General features: G+C 50.7%; 12 protein-coding genes. 8 read left to right on the top strand and 4 right to left on the bottom strand.

What is annotated here, in order from left to right:
- Position 1: 1 nt before the first annotated feature.
- A complete protein-coding gene (locus P2H89_RS07210; RefSeq protein WP_275825914.1) occupies positions 2-1,561 on the top strand; it encodes a DUF6770 family protein in 1,560 nt (519 codons plus the stop codon).
- A gap of 72 nt (positions 1,562-1,633) precedes the next feature.
- On the opposite strand, the gene P2H89_RS07205 is transcribed toward P2H89_RS07210, so the two are convergent.
- Positions 1,634-5,887, bottom strand: a complete 4,254-nt coding sequence (locus P2H89_RS07205) for an FG-GAP-like repeat-containing protein (protein ID WP_275825913.1) — start codon at positions 5,885-5,887, stop codon at positions 1,634-1,636.
- Between the two features lie 195 nt (positions 5,888-6,082).
- Between P2H89_RS07205 and P2H89_RS07200 the strand changes: the two genes are divergently transcribed.
- The 5 genes from P2H89_RS07200 to P2H89_RS07180 all read left to right on the top strand — a co-directional run bounded on the left by P2H89_RS07200 (position 6,083) and on the right by P2H89_RS07180 (position 14,823).
- Entirely contained in the window at positions 6,083-6,679 is a 597-nt protein-coding gene (locus P2H89_RS07200; RefSeq protein WP_275825912.1) for an RNA polymerase sigma-70 factor, read from the top strand.
- A gap of 65 nt (positions 6,680-6,744) precedes the next feature.
- Positions 6,745-7,950, top strand: coding sequence for a FecR family protein (locus P2H89_RS07195; RefSeq protein ID WP_275825911.1), 1,206 nt, complete (start codon positions 6,745-6,747; stop codon positions 7,948-7,950).
- 278 nt (positions 7,951-8,228) lie between these two features.
- Positions 8,229-11,525, top strand: a complete 3,297-nt coding sequence (locus P2H89_RS07190; protein ID WP_275825910.1) for a TonB-dependent receptor — start codon at positions 8,229-8,231, stop codon at positions 11,523-11,525.
- Between the two features lie 19 nt (positions 11,526-11,544).
- Positions 11,545-12,942, top strand: coding sequence for a RagB/SusD family nutrient uptake outer membrane protein (locus P2H89_RS07185; protein ID WP_275825909.1), 1,398 nt, complete (start codon positions 11,545-11,547; stop codon positions 12,940-12,942).
- A 105-nt stretch (positions 12,943-13,047) separates the two neighbouring features.
- Positions 13,048-14,823: a redoxin family protein gene (locus tag P2H89_RS07180; protein ID WP_275825908.1), complete on the top strand. Its 1,776-nt coding sequence runs from the start codon at positions 13,048-13,050 to the stop codon at positions 14,821-14,823.
- A gap of 145 nt (positions 14,824-14,968) precedes the next feature.
- Here the strand turns inward: P2H89_RS07180 and P2H89_RS07175 are convergent, their stop codons facing one another.
- Positions 14,969-15,628, bottom strand: a complete 660-nt coding sequence (locus P2H89_RS07175; protein WP_275825907.1) for a hypothetical protein — start codon at positions 15,626-15,628, stop codon at positions 14,969-14,971.
- A 133-nt stretch (positions 15,629-15,761) separates the two neighbouring features.
- Between P2H89_RS07175 and P2H89_RS07170 the strand changes: the two genes are divergently transcribed.
- The gene (locus tag P2H89_RS07170; RefSeq protein ID WP_275825906.1) at positions 15,762-16,556 is read left to right on the top strand and encodes an alpha/beta hydrolase; all 795 of its coding nucleotides are present in this window, start codon (positions 15,762-15,764) and stop codon (positions 16,554-16,556) included.
- 93 nt (positions 16,557-16,649) lie between these two features.
- The gene (locus P2H89_RS07165; protein WP_275825905.1) at positions 16,650-17,663 is read left to right on the top strand and encodes a LacI family DNA-binding transcriptional regulator; all 1,014 of its coding nucleotides are present in this window, start codon (positions 16,650-16,652) and stop codon (positions 17,661-17,663) included.
- A gap of 44 nt (positions 17,664-17,707) precedes the next feature.
- Here P2H89_RS07165 and P2H89_RS07160 read toward each other — a convergent pair whose 3' ends face one another.
- Positions 17,708-18,895, bottom strand: coding sequence for a glycoside hydrolase family 88 protein (locus P2H89_RS07160; RefSeq protein ID WP_275825904.1), 1,188 nt, complete (start codon positions 18,893-18,895; stop codon positions 17,708-17,710).
- A gap of 34 nt (positions 18,896-18,929) precedes the next feature.
- A complete protein-coding gene (locus P2H89_RS07155) occupies positions 18,930-19,961 on the bottom strand; it encodes a LacI family DNA-binding transcriptional regulator (protein WP_275825903.1) in 1,032 nt (343 codons plus the stop codon).
- Between the last annotated feature and the right edge of the window lie 187 nt (positions 19,962-20,148).

Raw genomic sequence — 20,148 nt, 5'->3', positions numbered from 1 at the left:
AATGATTAAAAAGCTTTTGATCGCCGCCCTCTGTTTCGGTTCTGCCGGCCATACCTTGTATGCGCAGCAGAAACTGAGCATCGACAAAGTGTATTCCACCTATTTGCGCAACAGCGGTACCATTATGGAGAATAACCAGATCCGTGGTTATTTCTTCCTGTACCAGAGCGATAAAATAGACAGACGCACCAACGAATACACCCTCCAGATCCTGGATGAGAACCTCAACAAGGTGAAGGACATCAAATTCCAGGACTCGAAGAACATCCTCCTGCTCGAAGCTGCCTACAATGGCGCTACCCTGGCCTTCCTGTTCAAGAACACAGATTCCAAGGTGCTGGAGATGAAATTGTATACCCTCGATGGCAAGTTGAAATATTCCTATACCCGTGAATACGACAGCAGGACCGACGATCTGATGAAACAATATGAAACCCTCCGTACCGATGAGGGCACCAATCAGAACGTATTCGACCTGGGCGAACAGGGATATGCATCCGTACTGCCGCTGCGCGATGGTAAACAAAGAACCTACGAAGTGGATTTTTATTCAGCCACCAACAAAAAGCAGTGGACCTATGTTCCCACGGATGATGAAGAAAGATATGCGCAGGCGGAGTTCCTCGGCAGCACCGACAGCCTGATCGTATTGGAAGTAATGAAGAAAAGAAGAATGTTGAGCGGTAAAGTAGGCGCCAGCCTCATCGGCATCAATTTCGTCACTAAAAAGAAAGAGTTTGAAATTGAAGAAACCGAAGACAACGAATACAAATTCCTGCCTACCAGCGTGATCAAACTGCCAGGCACCGGTAAAATGGTGGTAATGGGCAGTTACTTTCCCGGCAATGCCAATATTGCCAAAGATGCCAGCCTCGGCCTCGCTATTTATGAAGTCGATGGCAAAGGCAAGATCATTAACAAAACCTACAACTCCTGGGGTGGCGATTTTGCCAAATACCTCCCTACGAATTCCAAAGGAAAGATCGATGATGTTGGTTTCCTCTTTATCCATAAACTGATCAAAGCGCCCAATGGCAAACTCTATGTGGTGGGCGAAGGCTATAAGAGAAAAGCCAGTGCACTGGGAATCGGTCTTACCGTATTGGCCGGCGGCAGAAGCACCGCAGGCGTTACCAAGATCGTGATCACCGACATGGTATTGATGGAGTTCAATGAGAAGTATAAAGTGTCCAACGCTAAGATCTATGAGAAGCAACAAAATGATGCCATGTTGAGTAATATCAGCGACTACAATAGCCAGCATGCCATCGCCATGTACCTCAAGATGTGGGGTTCGTTCGATTATGAGTTCACGACAGCCGAACAGGACAACAGCGCCTTCACCATTTGTTACAGCGACTGGGTAAGAAGCTCAGAATACAAAGGCCAAACCTTCAACGCCATTCGCTTCAACGGCACCAAGTTCAGTACCGACAAGATCGAACTGAAGTCCAAGGCCAGCAACATGAAAGTATTCCCGGCCAAGGCAGGTTCTGTCATGATCCTTGAATACTTTAAGAAAGATAAGCGCATGGACCTGCGCCTCGAAAAGCTCGGATAGAAATTATACCGGCAATAAATAAAAACGTCTGCAGCACGCAAGTCCTGCAGACGTTTTTTTTAAGAGACGACCTTATAGTTTCATGAACCGGAAGTATACCGGCGCGCCACGCTTGCGCCGCAGGATCGCCACATAGTAACCTTTGGCAAGCGACGCGGTGGGCACCACTACCCTGCTTTGTCCGTTAACAGCCTTCGTTAAAATGACCTGCTTGCCATTCACCCCCGTCACAGCAACAGATTCCCACTGATCCTGCCGGCGCAGGCTATCGATGATCAATTCTGTCGTAACCGGATTGGGATAATACCGGATACCCCAATTGGCTGCAGGCTCCGGCCCGATCGCCGTCACCGCCGTTACGGTAAATTGGAGCACATTGCTCAACCACGGATTCGTCGATACGCAATTGGAATTACTGATAAGCTGGGCGCGCAACCGCACGCCCGTTACGGCTGGCTTGTAGGTAATAACATTATTGGTGGCGCCGGCTATATTGACCCAGCCACGTGTATCGGTGCTGTCCTGCCATTGAACTGCCGGTGAGCTGCCCCCATTAACGATCGTGGCAGTCAGATCGGCGCTCTTGCCCTGCTCTACCACGGTATTACCGGCAATAGACACAGAGGCTGCAGCCGCATTGACTCTGATCTTGATCGTATTACTGGTAACCTGGCTACTGGTCGCACACAAGGCATTACTATATAGCTTAGCCGTAATGGCATCACCGTCCACCAGTTTATCGACAGTGACCGTATGCCAGTTGTTGCCGAATGTTGACCCGTTCTTCGCCCACTCAAACGTGGGTTGATTCCCCCCGTTCGCAATGGTGGAAGTAAAAGTCACCGGCACCCCGGTGCAAATAGTCGTAGCTGTTGCAGCGATCGTCACCGCAGGCGTTACTGCTGGGCTTGCTACCAGTTTGTACACAACCCCTTCATGTTTCCCGTCGATGATACAACGCAATTGTTTGCTGTCCCAGTCGGCCGGAATACTTTTAACCTGCAGCTGCTCTTTATTGGCGCCCTCAAAATTGCTGTTATCAGCAATGTTGACATACCCGCTGCCTGTTTTTTGCTGCCATTGATAGCCGCTGCCGGTGATGCCGGCCTTGATGGAAGTATTGCCATTGACACAATACCGCACCAGGGCCGATTTGCCAATGATATTGCGGTAAATAATGGTCGCACTGCCCCAGGGAAGAATGAGGTCGGGCAGGCTGTCGCCATCCGCATCCACCACAATGGGTTGACCGTACTCGTCGCTGGGGGTAAATACAGTAGGCTTGAGCAAAGAAGGGTTACCCGGCGTGCTGTTATTCTTGAGAACGGTAAACCACTTATTCGAGCCCAACCAGGCATTCGCCGTCACCACTTCGGGCCGGCCGTCTCCATCGAGATCACCGATGCCCTTAGCATTCCCGTAATTCTCTGCCGGGAAATTCAAGCGTGTAAACGAGAGATTACCTGCCGTGCTTTGATTGGCCAGCACGGACATCGCCAGACTCCCCTCCACCAGGATATCGTTTTTCTGGTCGTTATCCATATCAGCTACTGAAACGTCTATACCGGCAGAACCGATCGGAATGGCCTTATACGGCGCAAAAGCGATCGTACCCGGCTTTCCGGTATTCAGGAAAACATATATTTCATACCTATAGCTGGGCGAGGCTACGACCATTTCGGGCTTACCATCGCCGTCCAGGTCACCGAACTCAACATCATCGGGATAGGCAGGCGTAACGAACTCTACCGGCTCCGCAAGTGCAATGGCATTTTCTGTACTGATATTCTTCAGGATCGCAACGGTTCGGCTGATGTCATTGGCCACGATCACATCCGGTTTTCCATCGCCATCTACATCCTCCACCCGTACATTCCACGGCCGGGTAGCAAAATGTCCGGTCTTATAATAGGTAGGGGCACTCAATACAAAATTGCCGGGTGTACTGGTATTGCGCAGCACCGAAATATTGGAAGAACCTGTGGTAATCGCATCCTGAAGCCCATCTCCATCCAGGTCGGCCGTTATCACCCGGTTCAGCGCCGCAGTGGGAAATATATGGGCGTTGCCAAACGCAAAATTGCCAGGCACACTCATATTCCTCAAAATACTTACGCCCTGCCCTGCATAAAAAGACAAGGTGCCCACCATATCGGGTAAACCATCGCCATCCATATCGGTCATTTCATAGGTGCTGGCGACATTTTTTTCCCAGGGCCCCGCGAGCGATGCACGCGAAAAAGTGTCGGTGGCGCCGGGAAAGGTCACCGTAAAGACCTGGGTCGAACTGGCTGTTCTGCCATTGGTAGTAACAGAAAGCGGACGATAGCCTGCCCCTACCGGTACAGTTACTTGTATAGCATTGGCGGTCGCGCTATTCACCTTCGCTTTCACGCCTCCGAAATAAACAATATTGCTTGCAGCCACCGGACTGAAATGATCGCCCGTAATGGTAACCGTAGCGCCAATGGGGCCTTGCAAGGGAGCGATGGAGCTTATCCGGGGAGGCAGTCCAAATACAAAGCCGCCCAGTTCACCAGCGCCCTGCGCGTTGGTCACGACCACGGCACCGGTAGCACCTGTTCCTATAGTGGCTTTTATCGTCGAAGAAGAAACAACCTGGTAAGAAGCCGCAGCCACCCCGCCAAAGCTCACGCCCGTACTGCCATCGAAATTGGCGCCGCTGATCGTCACTTCAGTACCGGCTTCACCAATCGTCGGGGTAAAACCATAGATAACAGGAGCAGCCTTTACCTCATTGATAAATACGTTTACAGACCTGCCTTCAGCAGAGCCCGTCACTACATCTGCTTTCCCGTCTCCATTGATATCTGAAGCTACCACCAGCCGCCGCCCACGATAGTTGCCAGCCTTAAAGGCCTGCATGGGTAAGAATGCCGGCGAACCAGCCGTACTGATATTCTTAAATACGCCATAGTTATAGTTGCTCAACGCCAGGATGATCTCGGCTTTGCCATCGCCATCGAGATCATTGATGGCCACCCCATCGGGCGACGCTGTAGCGATGAGCTCTACAGGTGCGGCAAAGCTGATAGTGCCGCCCGAAGACACATTGCGTGCAACACTCACTTTGTGCGCAATGCTGTCGATGTACACCAGGTCGATCAATCCATCCTGATCGATATCACCGGTGGCAGCAGCAGCATGCCAGGGCAGACTCAACCCTACCGGGTCGTACAGCGATATATTTCCTTTCGTGCTTTTATTGCGGATGATCGCATTTGCCAGCATATCAGGCTTGCCATCATTATTAAGTTCTGCCACCTGTAAAAAGCGGCTCTGCCCCGATAGGGAACTGGAATTGGTAAAATTGCTAAAACTGATCGTACCGGCAGTGCTGGTATTAGGATAAGCAAAGACAAAAGAGTAGTCAAATTCCTCCGCCCCTATTTTATGAACGATCACATCGGTTTTACCATCCCCATCCATATCGCGCAACGCCACATCCAGCAGGGCGGCATAACTCACCTTGCGGTGTTGTAGGCTAATCGAAATATTGCCGGCTGTTGAATTGTTCTTGTATAGATAGATCGAATCGCCGCCCACCGCCACTACATCGGGCACCCCATCACCATCCACATCCTCCATGGCAGTAGCGCGGCATTGGCGCATGGAATAGGCAACAGGGTTCGCGAATGAAACCGTGGTGGTGGTGCTGGTATTCCTGAATACCAGGAAACCGCTATCGGCTGCCGATCCCAGCACCGCCTTCGTTACCACCAGGTCGGTTTTACCATCGCCATCGATATCGCCTTGTGTAATATGGAGCGGAATAGCCGGTGCAAGGTTCAGCGCAATCTTCTCTGTAAAGGAAGCTGCATGGATGCTGCCGCCGCCGGCAAACGTAACCACAAAGGGTTGGGCCGACCAGGCATTCAATTGAAAGCTCGTAACTCTTATCGGTGCATAGCTGGCGCCCGCCGGCACGGTTACCACCAGAGAGCTGGTAGAGGCAGACTGAACAACGGCACGCACCGCACCAAAATACACCACATTGCTTTCCGGCACCGCGTCAAACCCGCTGCCTGCAATGGTCACAGTGCTTCCAACATGAGCCGACAAGGGCGAAAAAGAGGTAATAACAGGAGCTGTACCCGGCGGCAAAATCTCCGCATCAATAGCGGGATCTATCTGTGGCAACACAGTCGCCGTCATATCGGGATCTGTCAGTGATGGCGCAGTGGTTGCTGTCAGGGATGCCTGCGGAAAGTATCGTTGACCCTTCAGGCCAAACCACGTAAATAGAATAATAATAAGGGCGCCGGATAAAGCGGCAGTTGCCTGGTTAATGCGGAGCTGTTTCACGTTGAGGGTGTGGGTTATGGAACAGTTAGCTATATACGAAACCGGATCAAGATAATCATTTTTTGGTGCTTTTGCCTACCCTGCCCTATTGCACGGATAAAAACCCTGCTTTTATGTATCTTTACCGTTTAGCCTAAACCTGTCCTGGAACATATATTCATCAAGCCTTAATTTTCAATTGCAGGACAGTAACCCGTGCCTATCAACCCATTACATAATGAAAAAGAATTGTTATCGCGCATTGCAGGCGGCGATGGGGCGGCCTTTGAACAACTCTTCGACTATTACTGGCAGGGCATCTATGAAGTAGCCTTTACCCTCACCAAATCGCGCGAAATCGCCCGGGATATGGTGCAGGAGATCTTCCTCAAGCTCTGGCTCGTGCGCGAAGAACTGCCCCACAAAGACAATTTTACCGGCTTTCTGTTTATCGTTGCCCGCAACCATATCTACGACGAGCTCCGCAAGAAACTGAACGAACAACCGTTCGCCACACACCTTCAAACCTGGTTCACAGAAAGTCCCCTCGGGGCCGATCAACGCCTGCTCTACCAGGAATCGCAGACGCTCGTGCACAAAGCCATCGCTCAACTGCCCGAACAACAACGCCAGGTATACCTGCTGACCCGCGAAAGTGGCTGGACGCAGGATGAGATCGCCCAACACCTGCAGGTGTCTAAGAACACCGTGAAAACCCATATGTCGCGCGCCCTGACTGCCATTCGCGAATACCTGCTCACCCATGCGCAGGGCATTTTGCTCATCATGACCCTGCTGGAAATATGGCAGTAAAAAAATATTTTTCCAGCTTGTCATACCAGCCCTCATAAACCCCGTCTTTACCAACAGCACATCGTATGAATAGATTTGAAACATTATGGAAGGGCTACCGGGAAGGACTGCTTACAGAAGCAGAACTCGCCGAATTCCTGCATTTGATCAGGGAAAACGATAGCCCCCTGCCGCATAAGATCGATGAGCTATTGCAAGAAACAACCGGCAACGCAGCACCCGGCGAAAAGGAGATCATCCTGCAGCAATTGCGGCAGCGTATCTCGCAGCCTCAACAGCGGGTAGTACGCCTGAACTGGCTTCGACGTAACCGCTGGGCCGCAGCCGCCGTATTCCTGCTGCTCACCGGCGCCATTACCTGGTTTTCCCTCCAACAGCATAATAATGCGATTACCGTCAAGGGGCGGCCATCATTTCCCGTTTATGATGCCGCCCCTGGTAAATCTGGCGCCATCCTCACCCTTGCCGACGGATCCCAACTCGTGTTGGACAGTGCCGGTCAGGGAACCGTAGCCACCCAGGGCAACACACAGGTGTTGCTGCACGATGGACAACTTAATTACCAGCAGGCTTCCAAAGAAACACCGTCCCTCACGGCCACCAATACCATCAGTACCCCCAGGGGCCGCCAGTTCCAGGTAGTATTACCCGATGGTACCAGGGTATGGCTCAACGCCGGTAGCTCCCTTACCTACCCCGTTGCCTTTACCGGTAACGAAAGAAAGGTTACTATGAAAGGAGAAGCCTATTTCGAAGTCGCCACCCTGTTAACCGCAACGCATAAAATGCCTTTTATCGTGGAAACCGGCAGCATGGCAGTAGAAGTGCTGGGAACACATTTTAATATTAACGCCTATGCCGATGAGCCTTCCATCAAAACAACCTTGCTCGAAGGGAAAGTGAGGGTAAGGGCTCAGGCAACAGCAGGAAAAACGCTCGCGCAGGAAAAGATACTGCAACCCGGCGAGCAGGCCATGATAGCATCAGCAGGTCAACAGGCATCCGGTGCTATCCGCATTCAACAGGTAGACGTAGACCAGGTAGTTGCCTGGAAGAATGGTCTGTTTAACTTTCAAAAAGCCGACCTGCCCACCGTCATGCGGCAACTGGCGCGCTGGTACGATGTGGAAGTGCAGTACCGCGGACCGGTACCCGACCGCTTATTCGGGGGCGAAATAGAACGCAACCTGCAATTGTCGCAGGTCATTAAGATATTGAAACGAATGGGCATTGAATGCTCGATAGAAGATAAAAAGTTGATCGTACACTAAGCCATTGAACCTCGTCCGCACCTCACAATAGAACAAAGGATCTATCCTAAGAAAGCACATCAACATTGCTGTTCCGGTAATCTCCGGAACATACAGCCTCATACCATCGGTATGGAAACGAATTACCGGATAAAAAAAACCGGAAAGTGTTCGCGGCACTTTCCGGGGATCGTTCCGGTTAACAGCCCGCTGTAACACCAAAGAAAGGCGGGTTAAACAATGTCCCGAAGAATCGGGATGTAAGGATGTTTATTGTTAAACCAAAACACTACGAAAGTATGCAATTAAAGGCTCTTTTCGATCAGGGGCCCGGCAGGAGATTTTTGCCCGGGTCTGTGGTCAACCAACAAATGCTGTTAGTGATGAAGCTGACTGTTCTCTTATTAACTGTTACCATGTTGCAGGTGAGTGCCAAAACCACCGCCCAAACCATTACCTATACCGCCCGCGAGGCTTCGCTGGAAAAGGTCTTTACTGCCATCAAGAAGCAAACCGGCTTCGTTGTATTCTATGACTATAAGCAGGTGCAGGGAATGGCGCCCATCAGCGTTCAGGCGGTCAATCAGCCCCTCGAGAGTTTTCTCAGGAACATATTGAACGGCAAACCCCTGGACTATGCTATTGAAGGAAAAACAATCATCATCAGCCGGGCACAGCCAGCATCAATAATACCCATTCCCCTTAGTGCTGCCGCACCCGTTCGCCAGGAGATTACCGGTACCGTCACCGATCCTTCCGGCGTTCCATTACCCGGCGTAAGCATCAATATCAAAGGATCAACTAATGGTACTGCAACCAATGCAGCAGGTGTGTATAAACTACACGCTGATCCAGGTCAAATACTTGTATTCTCCTACGTCGGTTTCCAGTTACAGGAAGTGAAAGTAGCCAACTCCGCCACCATCAACGTCCAACTCACCCCCGCCAACAGCGAGCTCGATGAGTCGGTAGTGATTGGTTACGGAACTGCCATCCGCCGTAGCAATACCGGAAGCGTGTCAACCGTAAAAAGCAGGGACCTGGTATCACAGCCCGTGAGCGATCCACTGGCAGCCCTGCAGGGCCGCGTATCCGGTTTCTTTGTAGCCTCCTCCAACGGTCTCCCTGGCTCCAGCTTTAAAGTAATGTTGCGCGGTCAAAACTCCATCGGCGGTGGCAATGAACCACTCTATATCATCGATGGTGTCCCCTTCTTCTCCGAGCCACTCAACCAGTTCACCACAGCCAATGGCAACCAAAGCCCCCTGTCGTCCATCAACACGGCCGATATTGAACGGATTGACGTCCTGAAGGATGCAGACGCTACTGCTATCTATGGATCTAGAGGCGCCAACGGGGTCATCCTCATTACCACCAAAAAGGGAAAAGCAGGCACCACCCGCTTCAATTTTAACGCCTACGCTGGTGGTAGCAAAGTGGTCAACAAGCTCAATATGCTGTCCACGCCCGAATACATCGCTATGCGCAAGCAAGCCTTTGCCAACGATGGTAAAACCTACGACGCTACCACGGCCCCCGATCTCGTAACCTGGGATCAAAACAAAACAACCGATTGGCAGGACTATATGATGGGCCACACTGCCGGCATTACCGATGTGCAGGGCTCCGTATCGGGTGGCAACGACAAAACCCGTTTCCTCCTCAGTGGATCCTATCGCCGCGAAACCACCGTACTCCCCAACGACCTGGCCTGGAAACGTGGTGGTGTACACTTCAATGTGGATCATACTGCGTTCGATGGAAAATTCAATGTAAGCGCCTCGGTCAACTATACCAACACCCGCGATAATTCACTGGCCAGCGATCTTACCTCCTTCTACAACCTGGCGCCCAACTATCCTTTGTACGATGCCAATGGAAAGTATTACTGGTTCCTGAACGAACAGAACCCAGCTGCATACTTATTGAGAAGGTCAAATAACCGTACCAATAACCTGGTGAGCAATGCTAACATCCGGTATACCATTATACCCGGTCTGGATGCTAAAGTAAACCTGGGCTACACCCGCACTACCCTCGATCAATTACAGGTATATCCCAACGCCACCTTTAACCCCACCACGTCAACCGGTAGCATGACCTATTTTGGCGATGCCAGCACCAACTCCTATATCGTGGAGCCGCAGGTAGACTACCGCCGTGCCATTGGCCAAGGCAACCTGTCGGTCATGGCAGGCGCCACCTGGCAGGAGAGTATCCGCGAAGGCACTGGGGTAACGGGCGAAAACTTCTCAAGCGATGCCCTGCTGGAAGACATCAAAGCAGCCGGCAAACTCACCGCCCGGCCTTCAACCTATCGCTTCTACCGGTACAACGCCTTTTTCGGAAGGGTTACTTATAACTATGACGAGCGTTATATCCTCAACGCCACTGCCCGCCGCGATGGGTCTACCCGCTTCGGCCCCGGTAAGCGCTTTGGTAATTTCGGCGCCATTGGTGCAGCCTGGGTATTCACCAACGAATCCTTCTTCCCATCTACCGACATCCTTACGTTTGGTAAGCTGCGCAGCAGCTATGGCACTACCGGCAACGACCTGGTGGGTGACTACCAATACCTCGATAGCTGGACCTCTACTGCCTATCCCTACGATGGTATAGCCGGATTGTCGGTGTCGCGCTTGTTCAACGACAACTATCATTGGGAAGAGAACCGCAAACTGGAAGCTGCCCTGGAACTCGGTTTTTGGAAGAACCGCGTATTGTTGAACACCAACTATTACCGCAATATATCGACGAACCAATTGGTCGAATATGCAGTAAGTCCGCAAACAGGTTGGGAATCGCTGGTAGCCAACTTCCCCGCCACCGTATTGAACTCCGGTTGGGAATTTGACCTCACCACCACCAATATCGACAACAGGAGTTTCCGTTGGAAGACCTCCTTCAACATCACCGTCAACAAGAACGAGCTCAAGGAATTCGACAACTTCGAATCTTCTGCGTATACCAATAACTACGTGATCGGGAAATCATTGACGATCATGAAAGGATACAAGTCTACCGGAGTAGATCCGCAAACCGGTAAAGCCACCTTCCAGGATATCGACGGCAACCCCGCCAGTTTGACGGAGAATTCTGATTATGTGGTGTTGGGTAAAACCATGCCCGACTACTATGGCGGTCTCCAGAATAGTTTCAGCTATAAAGGTTTCGAACTCGACTTCCTTGTTCAGTTCGTGAAGCAGGAAGGGCCCGGTGTTAATTACGGGTACCTCTCGTATGTATACGGCATCATGAAGAACAAAGACGAAAGCGCGCTCAACCGTTGGCAGAAGGCCGGCGATTATGCGCCGGTACCCAAAGCCACCACCCTCGCCTCCAACGTGCTGTACGATCAGTACAGGCTGTCATCAGCTGTGTGGGGCGACGCGTCGTATATCAGGCTGAAGAATGTTTCCCTGCGCTACGACCTGTCCAAATTCGTGAAGCGGTACAAGATCAGCAACCTGAGCGTGTATGTGCTGGGACAGAACCTGGTAACGATCACCAATTATGACGGCTTTGATCCCGAAACACAGGGACTCGTGATGCCGCCCATGAAGACCATTACCGCAGGCCTGCAATTCTCCTTTTAATTAACCCAAAGAAAAAACAATGAAACGCATCCATCTATATATAACAGTGTTGGCCCTTGCTGGCTCGCTGTCGTGCACAAAGTATGTAGACACGCCCCTGCCTAAGAACGAACTGGTGTCGGGCCTCGTGTTTACAGATGATAAAACGGCCACCGCTGCCATGGTGGGCCTATACAGTGACATGAACTCATTCAATTACTTTTATGCGAATGTGCTCATGAACTACCTTACTGCCATGCAGGCAGATGATCTCTATTACCTCGCCGCATTTGCCAACTATGATGTGTTTCGCAACAACACCCTGTTGCCCAATAGCCAGTACGTGCAAAGCATGTGGCGCGATCAGTATGCCTATATCTTCCATGCCAACGCATGTATAGAAGGTTTGACGCAAGCGCAGGCCCTTTCCCAATCTGTAAAAGACCAGTTACTCGGCGAAGCCTATTTCATGCGCGCCTTCCTGCACTTTTACCTGGTAAACATGTATGGCGATGTACCGTTGATCACTACCACCAATACAACCGTTAACAATGTAATGCCCCGTACCAAGGCAACGCTGGTATATGATCAGATCATCAAAGACCTCCTGGAAGCTAAAAAACTGATGGCCGATAATTATCCGAGCGCCAACAGGGTACGTCCCAACAAGGCAGCAGCCACTGGCCTGCTCGCACGCGTCTACCTGTACAACAAGCAATGGGCAGCGGCTGAGGCAGAAGCAGGTCTTGTACTCAACAATAGCCAGTATGCCTTGCTGAAAGACCTCAATACCGTGTTCCTGGCCAATAGCAAAGAAGCGATCTGGCAATTGCAGCCGGTAAACGTAGCCGGCGGCAGAAATACCTGGGAAGGATTCACCTCTACGCCGGCCACAGCTGTTGCGCAACCCGCCTTCAGACTGGATACCATCAACCTCATTAAGAAGTTCGAAGCAGGCGACCTCCGCCTGGCCAACTGGACCGGCTGGCGCAAAACAACTACAGGAGCTACTGTGTATTTCCCCTGGAAATACAAGATACGTACCAATGCAACAGGCGTAACGACTGTTACCGAATACTCCATGGTGATGCGCCTGGCAGAGCAATACCTCATCCGTGCCGAAGCCCGGATACAACAGGATAAACTGGCCGATGGCCGGGCCGACCTCGATTCCATCCGGGTACGTGCGGGCCTGACAAAACTGGATGCGTCGCTTGATAAAGCAGCATTGTTGTTGGCTGTGGAGCAGGAACGCAAAGTAGAATTGTTCGTTGAATGGGGCCATCGCTGGTTCGATCTTAAACGTACCAACCGGGCGAATGCAGTATTGGGTCCGCTTAAAGCACCCAACTGGCAAACTACCGATACCCTCTACCCGATCCCCAGCGACGCCAGAAGGACGAATATTTACCTCGACCAAAACGATGGATACAAATAACTAAAGTCATAGCCCTGGCACACAGCAAGGCTGCGGAAGCCGGTCGGGCCGGGGCAACTTTAATCGCATATAGAAATGAACAAGCAGACAGTTAGACATATAACAATGGCAATCGTGGTAGCCCTTTCCTGCATAAGCATGCAGGCGCAGGATCGGGTTACCATAGCGCCGTTGCAGCCGGAACGCGGTACGACAGTTACCATCACTTACGATCCTGCGAAGGCAGGCGCCACCATCCCCGCCGGCGCGAAAGCGGTAACCCTGGTGTTCTCCTATTCCAACTTATACGATGTAGCCTACCGGGTACCGATGCAGCAACAGGGCGCCGTGTGGACCACCAGTTTTAAACTGGCGCGCTATGCCACCTTTGCCACCTTCTACCTGCAAAGCGGTGAAGCCATCGATAAGCCGGCCGCCGACCGGCATTATGAACTGGCTGTGTACGACGGTCAACGCACCGTACGCGACGGCCATTTGTACAAAGGGTACAGCCTCAGCGCGCAAATGGGTAAAGCACCCAACCTGAGCGAAAGGCAGGCAGCACAATACAAAGAAGAGCTGGCCCTGTATCCTGATAATTATGAAGCCAAACTACGCTTGCTTACTTATGAAATGAACAAGGCCAACGGCGCCGACAAAGAAAAGGTAAGGCAGCAGGCATTGAAGGTCATCGCCGATAAATTCAACAGTGCCCCTACTGTAGCAGGCAACATGAATAAGGTGACCATGGGCTACCTGATCATCGGCGAGAACAGCCGCCTGGATTCCATTCGCAAAGTAGTACGGGAGAAGTATCCCGATACTGAACTGGGCCGTGAACTCTACACCAGCTATATCGCCAAAGAAAAAGATACGGCAGAACAGATACAGTTGTTCGAAAAGGAACTGAAGAAAGAAAAGGCAGCCAATGCAAAATCATTCATTGAAATGCATGAGCGCTTGTTCAATATCTATGCAGCGCGAAAAGACGGCCCCAAGGCTTTGTTACATGCCCGCAAGATTGCGGTAGATGATGAAAACCCGTACCGTCCTTTAACGCTGAAGGAGATCGCTCAAACACTGTTGGATAATGAACTGGCGCTTGATACAGCCCGCGCCTATGCAGAACGTACGCTTGCGCTCAGCAATCAATTCCCCGTCGGCGTCATTCGTTACTTCCCGGAAACAGGCTACATCTATCCCTACGTAGACGATAGCACCAGGCAGGCAGCTTACAATAAAGCAGCCGGTAATGTGCAATCTATGTTGGGCTTGATCGCCCTGAAGCAGAACCGCCTTACGGATGCCAATGGGCATATGGAAGCGGCCATGCAAAAGTCAACGGACAAAGAAACGCTGGACAATGTCGGGACTCTCTATAGGCAAACCGGCAACACAGCCAAACTACAGCAGCTGGAATCCCTGCGCGAACAACAAATGCTCACCAAGGTAAAAACGCAGCGCATCAGCCGCCCTGCTCCTTCCCTCGCCGCTTTCGTTGACCTGAAAGGACAACCAGTGCCGGAAAGCACCTGGAAGAACAAAGTAGTGATCATCGACTTCTGGGCCACCTGGTGTGTGCCCTGTATGCAGGAAATGCCCTATATCCAGAAGTTGTACGATAAGTACAAGGACAATCCCAATGTGCAGTTCATGATCGTGAACAGCGGCGCACGCAATACGCTGGCCGATGCGCAGGGTTGGTTTGGCAATAAGAAATACAGCTTCCCGGTGTATTACACCAATGATCCAGCGGTGGGCGACAAATTCAAGTTTACCGTCATCCCCGCCACCTACGTGATCGACCCTTCCGGCAATATCCAGTTTGCGAATATCGGCTTTGAAGGTCCTGATGTAGAAATGAAGCTGCGGCTTCAGATAGACATGTTATTGAAACCCTAAGGATAACTAAGTACTGTACCCGCGATCTCGTACCCGTCGGGAAACATCCGGTTACCCAGAATCGCGGTCCCGTGAAGACAAAAAAGGCAGCCCGTTTGGGTTGCCTTTTTACTTATAGCAGATTATTTAGAATTAGTTTGTTCATTTACTTCCTGACCGGCAGCCGCTCATTAACCGCAAACTCGCTATCCGAAACAGGTTTCCATTCAATCTTCGTGGCTTCATAAATGATGGTGAAAGGAACTGTTTTCATATCAAGCTCCATCCTTAATGGCAACGCCTTGGTGTATCGCGCAATAAAACCCTGCCCCATGGCAACATGCTGGTCGTAATAAGGTCGTGCATACTGCAGGGAGTCTGAAGGGTAATAGATAGTTCTGCGTATTTCATCTTTACTCACTGTATTGTATACGGTAAACACGCTCGAATGACAGGGAATATTCAGGATCGTTTTGGAGGCTCCCTCATAAACGTTCTGCACCGTGTCAGGATCTTTTTTCGCATCCCGGTAGTAAAGCGTATCGGTGGAATGATATTTGTCAATGATCAGGGAGGGCGAAAGGACAGGATTGAAGATCTCGTATTCCAGCTTTACGGCTTTCGGCACCCACTTGTATTTACCGGCTTTGAAGAAATACTGCCTTTCTTTTCCAAACATCTCGTACAACTTATCCAAATTGAGACTTTTATCTTTGAGAACGATGGTCGTTTTGTAGGTGATGACACCCTCAAATTCCCGGGGAAGGGATTGTGCATGAGCAGCATTAGCTATTAGAAATAGTGCCGATATGACAATTTTTCTCATGTTTGGTTGGGTTTATTGATAGGAATTGTGCATATTACTAACGTTTGGAAAGGCCCATAAATTGTCAGGATCCGCGCCCGGCGGGCCATTGGCACGCCCCGATACACTCAACTAAAAGCCAATACCAAAACACATGAAACAGCTAATCACGCACTTGACCGCCTTACTTGTTGCCGGCAGCGTATATGCCCAACACGACTCCACTGATTACTTTACCTCTTTTGATGGTACAAAGATCTACTACGAAGTAAAAGGCACCGGTAAACCTATCCTCTTGGTACATGGGTTCATCGTCAACAGCAGCACGTGGAAAAAAGCGGCCCTATACACAAGTCTGCAGGAAGCCGGTTATCAGGTCATCACCGCCGATCTGCGCGGCAATGGCAAGTCCGACAAGCCGCATGAAGCTGCGGCTTATGCGAACGATGCGGAAGCCAAAGACCTCATCGGTCTCCTCTTCCACCTCGGTATTAAAAAATATGATGTGCTGGGCTATTCACGCGGATCCATCATCACAGCGCGCTTGCTTACCCTCGATAAACGGATCAACAAAGCGATACTCGGTGGTATGGGCACCGATTTCACCAACCCCGATTGGCCACGCCGCATTATGTTTTACCGCGCCCTCTCCGGCGACTCCATTCCCGAATTAAAAGGACTGGTGGAATATGTACAGAAGTCGGGCCTCGATCAAACAGCGCTCGCGTTACTACAGAAAGAACAACCCTCCACCAGTAAGGAAACACTCGCTACGATCAAGAAACCCATACTCGTGATATGCGGCACAGAAGACGCCGACAGTGGCTCTGCAGCCGATCTCGCGAAGCTGTTTCCCCGTGCAACACTGGCATCCGTACCAGGCAACCACAACAATGCAGCTTCCAGTCAACAATTCGCCAATGTAGTGATCGAATTCTTAAAGCGTTAATGATACACTATTTCTTTTCCACATAGCTTCTGATAGGACAGTTACGTATTCAAAAGATGCTTAGCTTACAGCGCAATCGTTTGAGTAAAACATATGGAGCCAGTCAACATCAAGAAACTCGCGCAGCTGCTCAACCTGTCCATAGCAACCGTATCCAAGGCATTGCGCGACAGCTATGACATCAGCAAGGAAACCAAGGAAAAGGTGGTGGCGCTCGCCAATGAGCTCAATTACCAGCCCAATCCCCATGCCAGCAGTTTGCGCAAGCATAAAAGCAAAACCATAGCGGTGATCATACCGGAGATCGCCAACAACTATTTCACCCTGGCCATCAATGGCATCGAAAGCGTTGCCCAGGAAAAAGGCTACCATGTACTCATTTACCTTACGCACGAAGATTATAAACGGGAAGTGGCCTTTGCCCGTGAACTGTTCAATGGCCGTGTCGATGGAGCATTGATCTCGGTAGCCGGCACCACCACCGACTATACCCATTTCAAGAACCTGCGCGATAAAGGCCTGCCCATTGTATTCTTCGACCGTGTATGTGACGAGATCGATACGCTGAAAGTAACGACAGACGATTTCGAGAGTAGCTACCTGGCTACCAAACACCTCATCGGCCAGGGATGCAAAAAGATCACCCATTTCGCCATTTCCAGTAAACTCTCCATCGGCAACAAAAGAAAGCGCGGATACCTGCAGGCAATGGCAGATCATCACTTACCCGTCAGCGATTCGCTGATCGTGGAATGCATCAATGACGACGACAGGGATATTGAAATGATCGAAGAGCTATTCAGGCGGGAGAAACCAGACGGCATATTTGCCGCCGTAGAACGTTATGCCATGGATGGGTACGAAGTATGCAGCCGCCTTAACCTGCGCATACCACAGGATGTAAAAGTGCTCAGCTTCTCTAACCTCCGCATTGCCTCCTTTCTCAACCCATCACTCACAACCATCACGCAACCAGCCTTCGATATTGGCAAGGAAGCGGCTGCCCGTTTGCTCAACAACCTGGAGAAGAAACACGCGCCGCTCGCCAATGAAAGCATCGTCTTCAAGTCATCCCTCATACAAAGGGCCTCCACCAGCAGTATCTGACTGCCAGCGGAGGCCCCGCTATAACATCTTAAGGACCGCTTATATTACAAGTACCATTGTTTGTACCGGCTCAATGCTTCGATGAAATAATAATCGGCATACGTAAGCGGAACATCCACTTCCGATTTATGCGGCAAAGAACCTACGCTGTGCAACAGGATGAAACCACCGTTGGCACCCAGCGGCGCGCGGTAGGCAGGTGATCCCAGCGCCTTCAGCACCACTTCAGCAGCACCAATGTACTCATTGCGTTGCTGCCCTTTGGTATACTGGGCGAGTTCCAATAAGGCCGATGCCATGATAGAACCCGCAGAAGCGTCGCGTTTTGCACCCGGAACATCCGGGGCGTTGTAATCCCAGTAAGGAACTTTGTCGGCCGGTAAATTCGGATGCTTCAGCATATACGCTGCGATCTTCTGTGCCTGAGCCAGGTACGCTTGATCTTTGGTAAAACGATACATCACGGTGTAGCCATACAAACCCCAGGCTTGTCCCCGCGCCCAGGCCGATTCATCGGCAAAACCCTGGTGGGTTACTTTGCGCGATACGCCGCCGGTAGAGAGATTGTAGTCGATAACATGGTACGAACTATTATCAGCCCGGAAATGATTCTTTAAAGTAGTATTTGAATGCGTCACGGCAATCTCGTGGAGACGTTTTTCACCACCATTCTTTGTTACCCATTCCAGCAACTCGAGGTTCATCATATTATCGATGATCACCGGACACTTGAAATTCCTGCTCGAATCCCACGACTGGATAGCCTGGATAGAAGGGCGATACCTTGTCGACAGGGAATTGGCAGCGGTAAACACAACGTCCTTGTAAGCAGGATTCCTGGTAATGGAATAAGCAGTACCAAAGCTGCAGAACATCATGAAGCCAAGATCATGGTTGCCGGTATAGGTCTTTTCCTTTTCGAGGATGCCCAGTCTTTTCTCGGCTTCTTCTTTAATGGCAGCGTCTTTCGTACCATCGTAGATCATCCACAAAGTGCCGGGATAAAAACCGCTGCACCACCATTTGGTGTTGCTCGTCACCAGTGAATCTTTCTCTGCATTGTAACTGCGGGGCATCAGGGTAGCCGGTACTTTAGAAGCCAGCACCTTGTACTGTTTCGCAGCAAATTGCATATTTTCGTCGATCAGCAGCTTCATGGCTTTCTTATCGCTCTGCGCCGATACCAGGTGTGCAGCCAGCAGACCCACCAGGGCCAGGTTAAACCTTTTCATATAAATTATTAAGTAGTGTAGTGTAAATAAGTGATTACGTCGACATTCTCCTGATCAACTCCACCGGCGTAACGATCGGCGTGGTATCCAACGCGGCCATGTCGTACCCGTTCTTCAGCAACTTCAGCACTTCACTCACGATCACATTGCCGATACGCCCCGGAAACTGCTCTACGGTAGTGATGGAAGGCGTAACGATCGACGACCGGGGATCATTCGAGTAACCCACGATCCGCAGGTCCTGCGGCACAGACATACCTTTCTCTTTGGCAAAGCTCAAAACCGTCAATGCGGTAAGGTCATTGGCACACAATACGGCATCCGGATAGGGCTCGCGGGCAAACAACTTATGCAGCGTCTTCCGCGCATTGTCGACCGTCAGCTCGTGATAGAATACCAACTCCTGCTGGATACTTATACCATGCTGCCGCATCGCTTGCTGAAAACCGGCATACCTGTCAATGTAGATATTGCAGCTCATCGGGCCCGATATATAAGCGATGCGCCGGCTTCCCAGCTCGATCAGGTGAGAAGTGGCCAGATAGGCGCCACGCGAATCATCGCCTTTGATAATACAGGCAGGATAAGGCTTCACCGGCACCCGGTCATAGAACAGAACGGGAATATCGTTTTGTGTAAGTATATCAAAATGACTGAAATCGGACGTGAACAGGGTGCACGCAACGATCACGGCATCCACCCGCGACGCATACAAGGTATGCGCCAGGTCTTTCTCGATCTCGAGTGAATCGTTCGATTGACAAATGATCAGGTTATACCCCTGCGTATGCAAACCATTCTGGATGGCCGTAATGATCTCCGTATGTACAAACATGGAAATACGCGGAACGATCAAGCCAATGGTATTCGTCTTGTTGGTACGCAAGCCCGAAGCCATAATATTGCGCTTATACCCAACCTGTTCCACCATGGTCATCACCTTGGAACGGGTTGACTCGTGCACATGCGGGTGATTGTTCAACACCCTCGATATGGTGGCGGGCGATAATTGCAGGGCCTCTGCAATATCCTGAATAGAGTTTTTCTTGTTGTTCTTTTTCTTCATAGTCGGCAGGCATTCACGGTAAGGATACCATATAAACCCGCAGGTTTAATAGTTGCTGAAATCGTTTCCAGTTTATCCGGGCAATTTGCGTTCCGTGAAGTGCTTAGGCTGCCACTTGAGTTGCAGGACCAGTGTTTACACGTGGAGAAGTCAATAGCATAAGCAATCGTTTTTTAGGGTTAACAAA

Source organism: Paraflavitalea sp. CAU 1676, assembly GCF_029223285.1.
GTDB lineage: Bacteria > Bacteroidota > Bacteroidia > Chitinophagales > Chitinophagaceae > Paraflavitalea.
This window is presented reverse-complemented; position numbering and strand designations above follow the sequence as displayed.

Coding starts and splice junctions, on each gene's coding strand:
- P2H89_RS07210 (WP_275825914.1), top strand. CDS start 2: ATGATTAAAAAGCTTTTGATCGCCGCCCTCTGTTTCGGTTCTGCCGGC.
- P2H89_RS07195 (WP_275825911.1), top strand. CDS start 6,745: ATGAATAGATTTGAAACATTATGGAAGGGCTACCGGGAAGGACTGCTT.
- P2H89_RS07190 (WP_275825910.1), top strand. CDS start 8,229: ATGCAATTAAAGGCTCTTTTCGATCAGGGGCCCGGCAGGAGATTTTTG.
- P2H89_RS07185 (WP_275825909.1), top strand. CDS start 11,545: ATGAAACGCATCCATCTATATATAACAGTGTTGGCCCTTGCTGGCTCG.
- P2H89_RS07180 (WP_275825908.1), top strand. CDS start 13,048: ATGGCAATCGTGGTAGCCCTTTCCTGCATAAGCATGCAGGCGCAGGAT.
- P2H89_RS07175 (WP_275825907.1), bottom strand. CDS start 15,628: ATGAGAAAAATTGTCATATCGGCACTATTTCTAATAGCTAATGCTGCT.
- P2H89_RS07170 (WP_275825906.1), top strand. CDS start 15,762: ATGAAACAGCTAATCACGCACTTGACCGCCTTACTTGTTGCCGGCAGC.
- P2H89_RS07165 (WP_275825905.1), top strand. CDS start 16,650: ATGGAGCCAGTCAACATCAAGAAACTCGCGCAGCTGCTCAACCTGTCC.
- P2H89_RS07160 (WP_275825904.1), bottom strand. CDS start 18,895: ATGAAAAGGTTTAACCTGGCCCTGGTGGGTCTGCTGGCTGCACACCTG.
- P2H89_RS07155 (WP_275825903.1), bottom strand. CDS start 19,961: ATGAAGAAAAAGAACAACAAGAAAAACTCTATTCAGGATATTGCAGAG.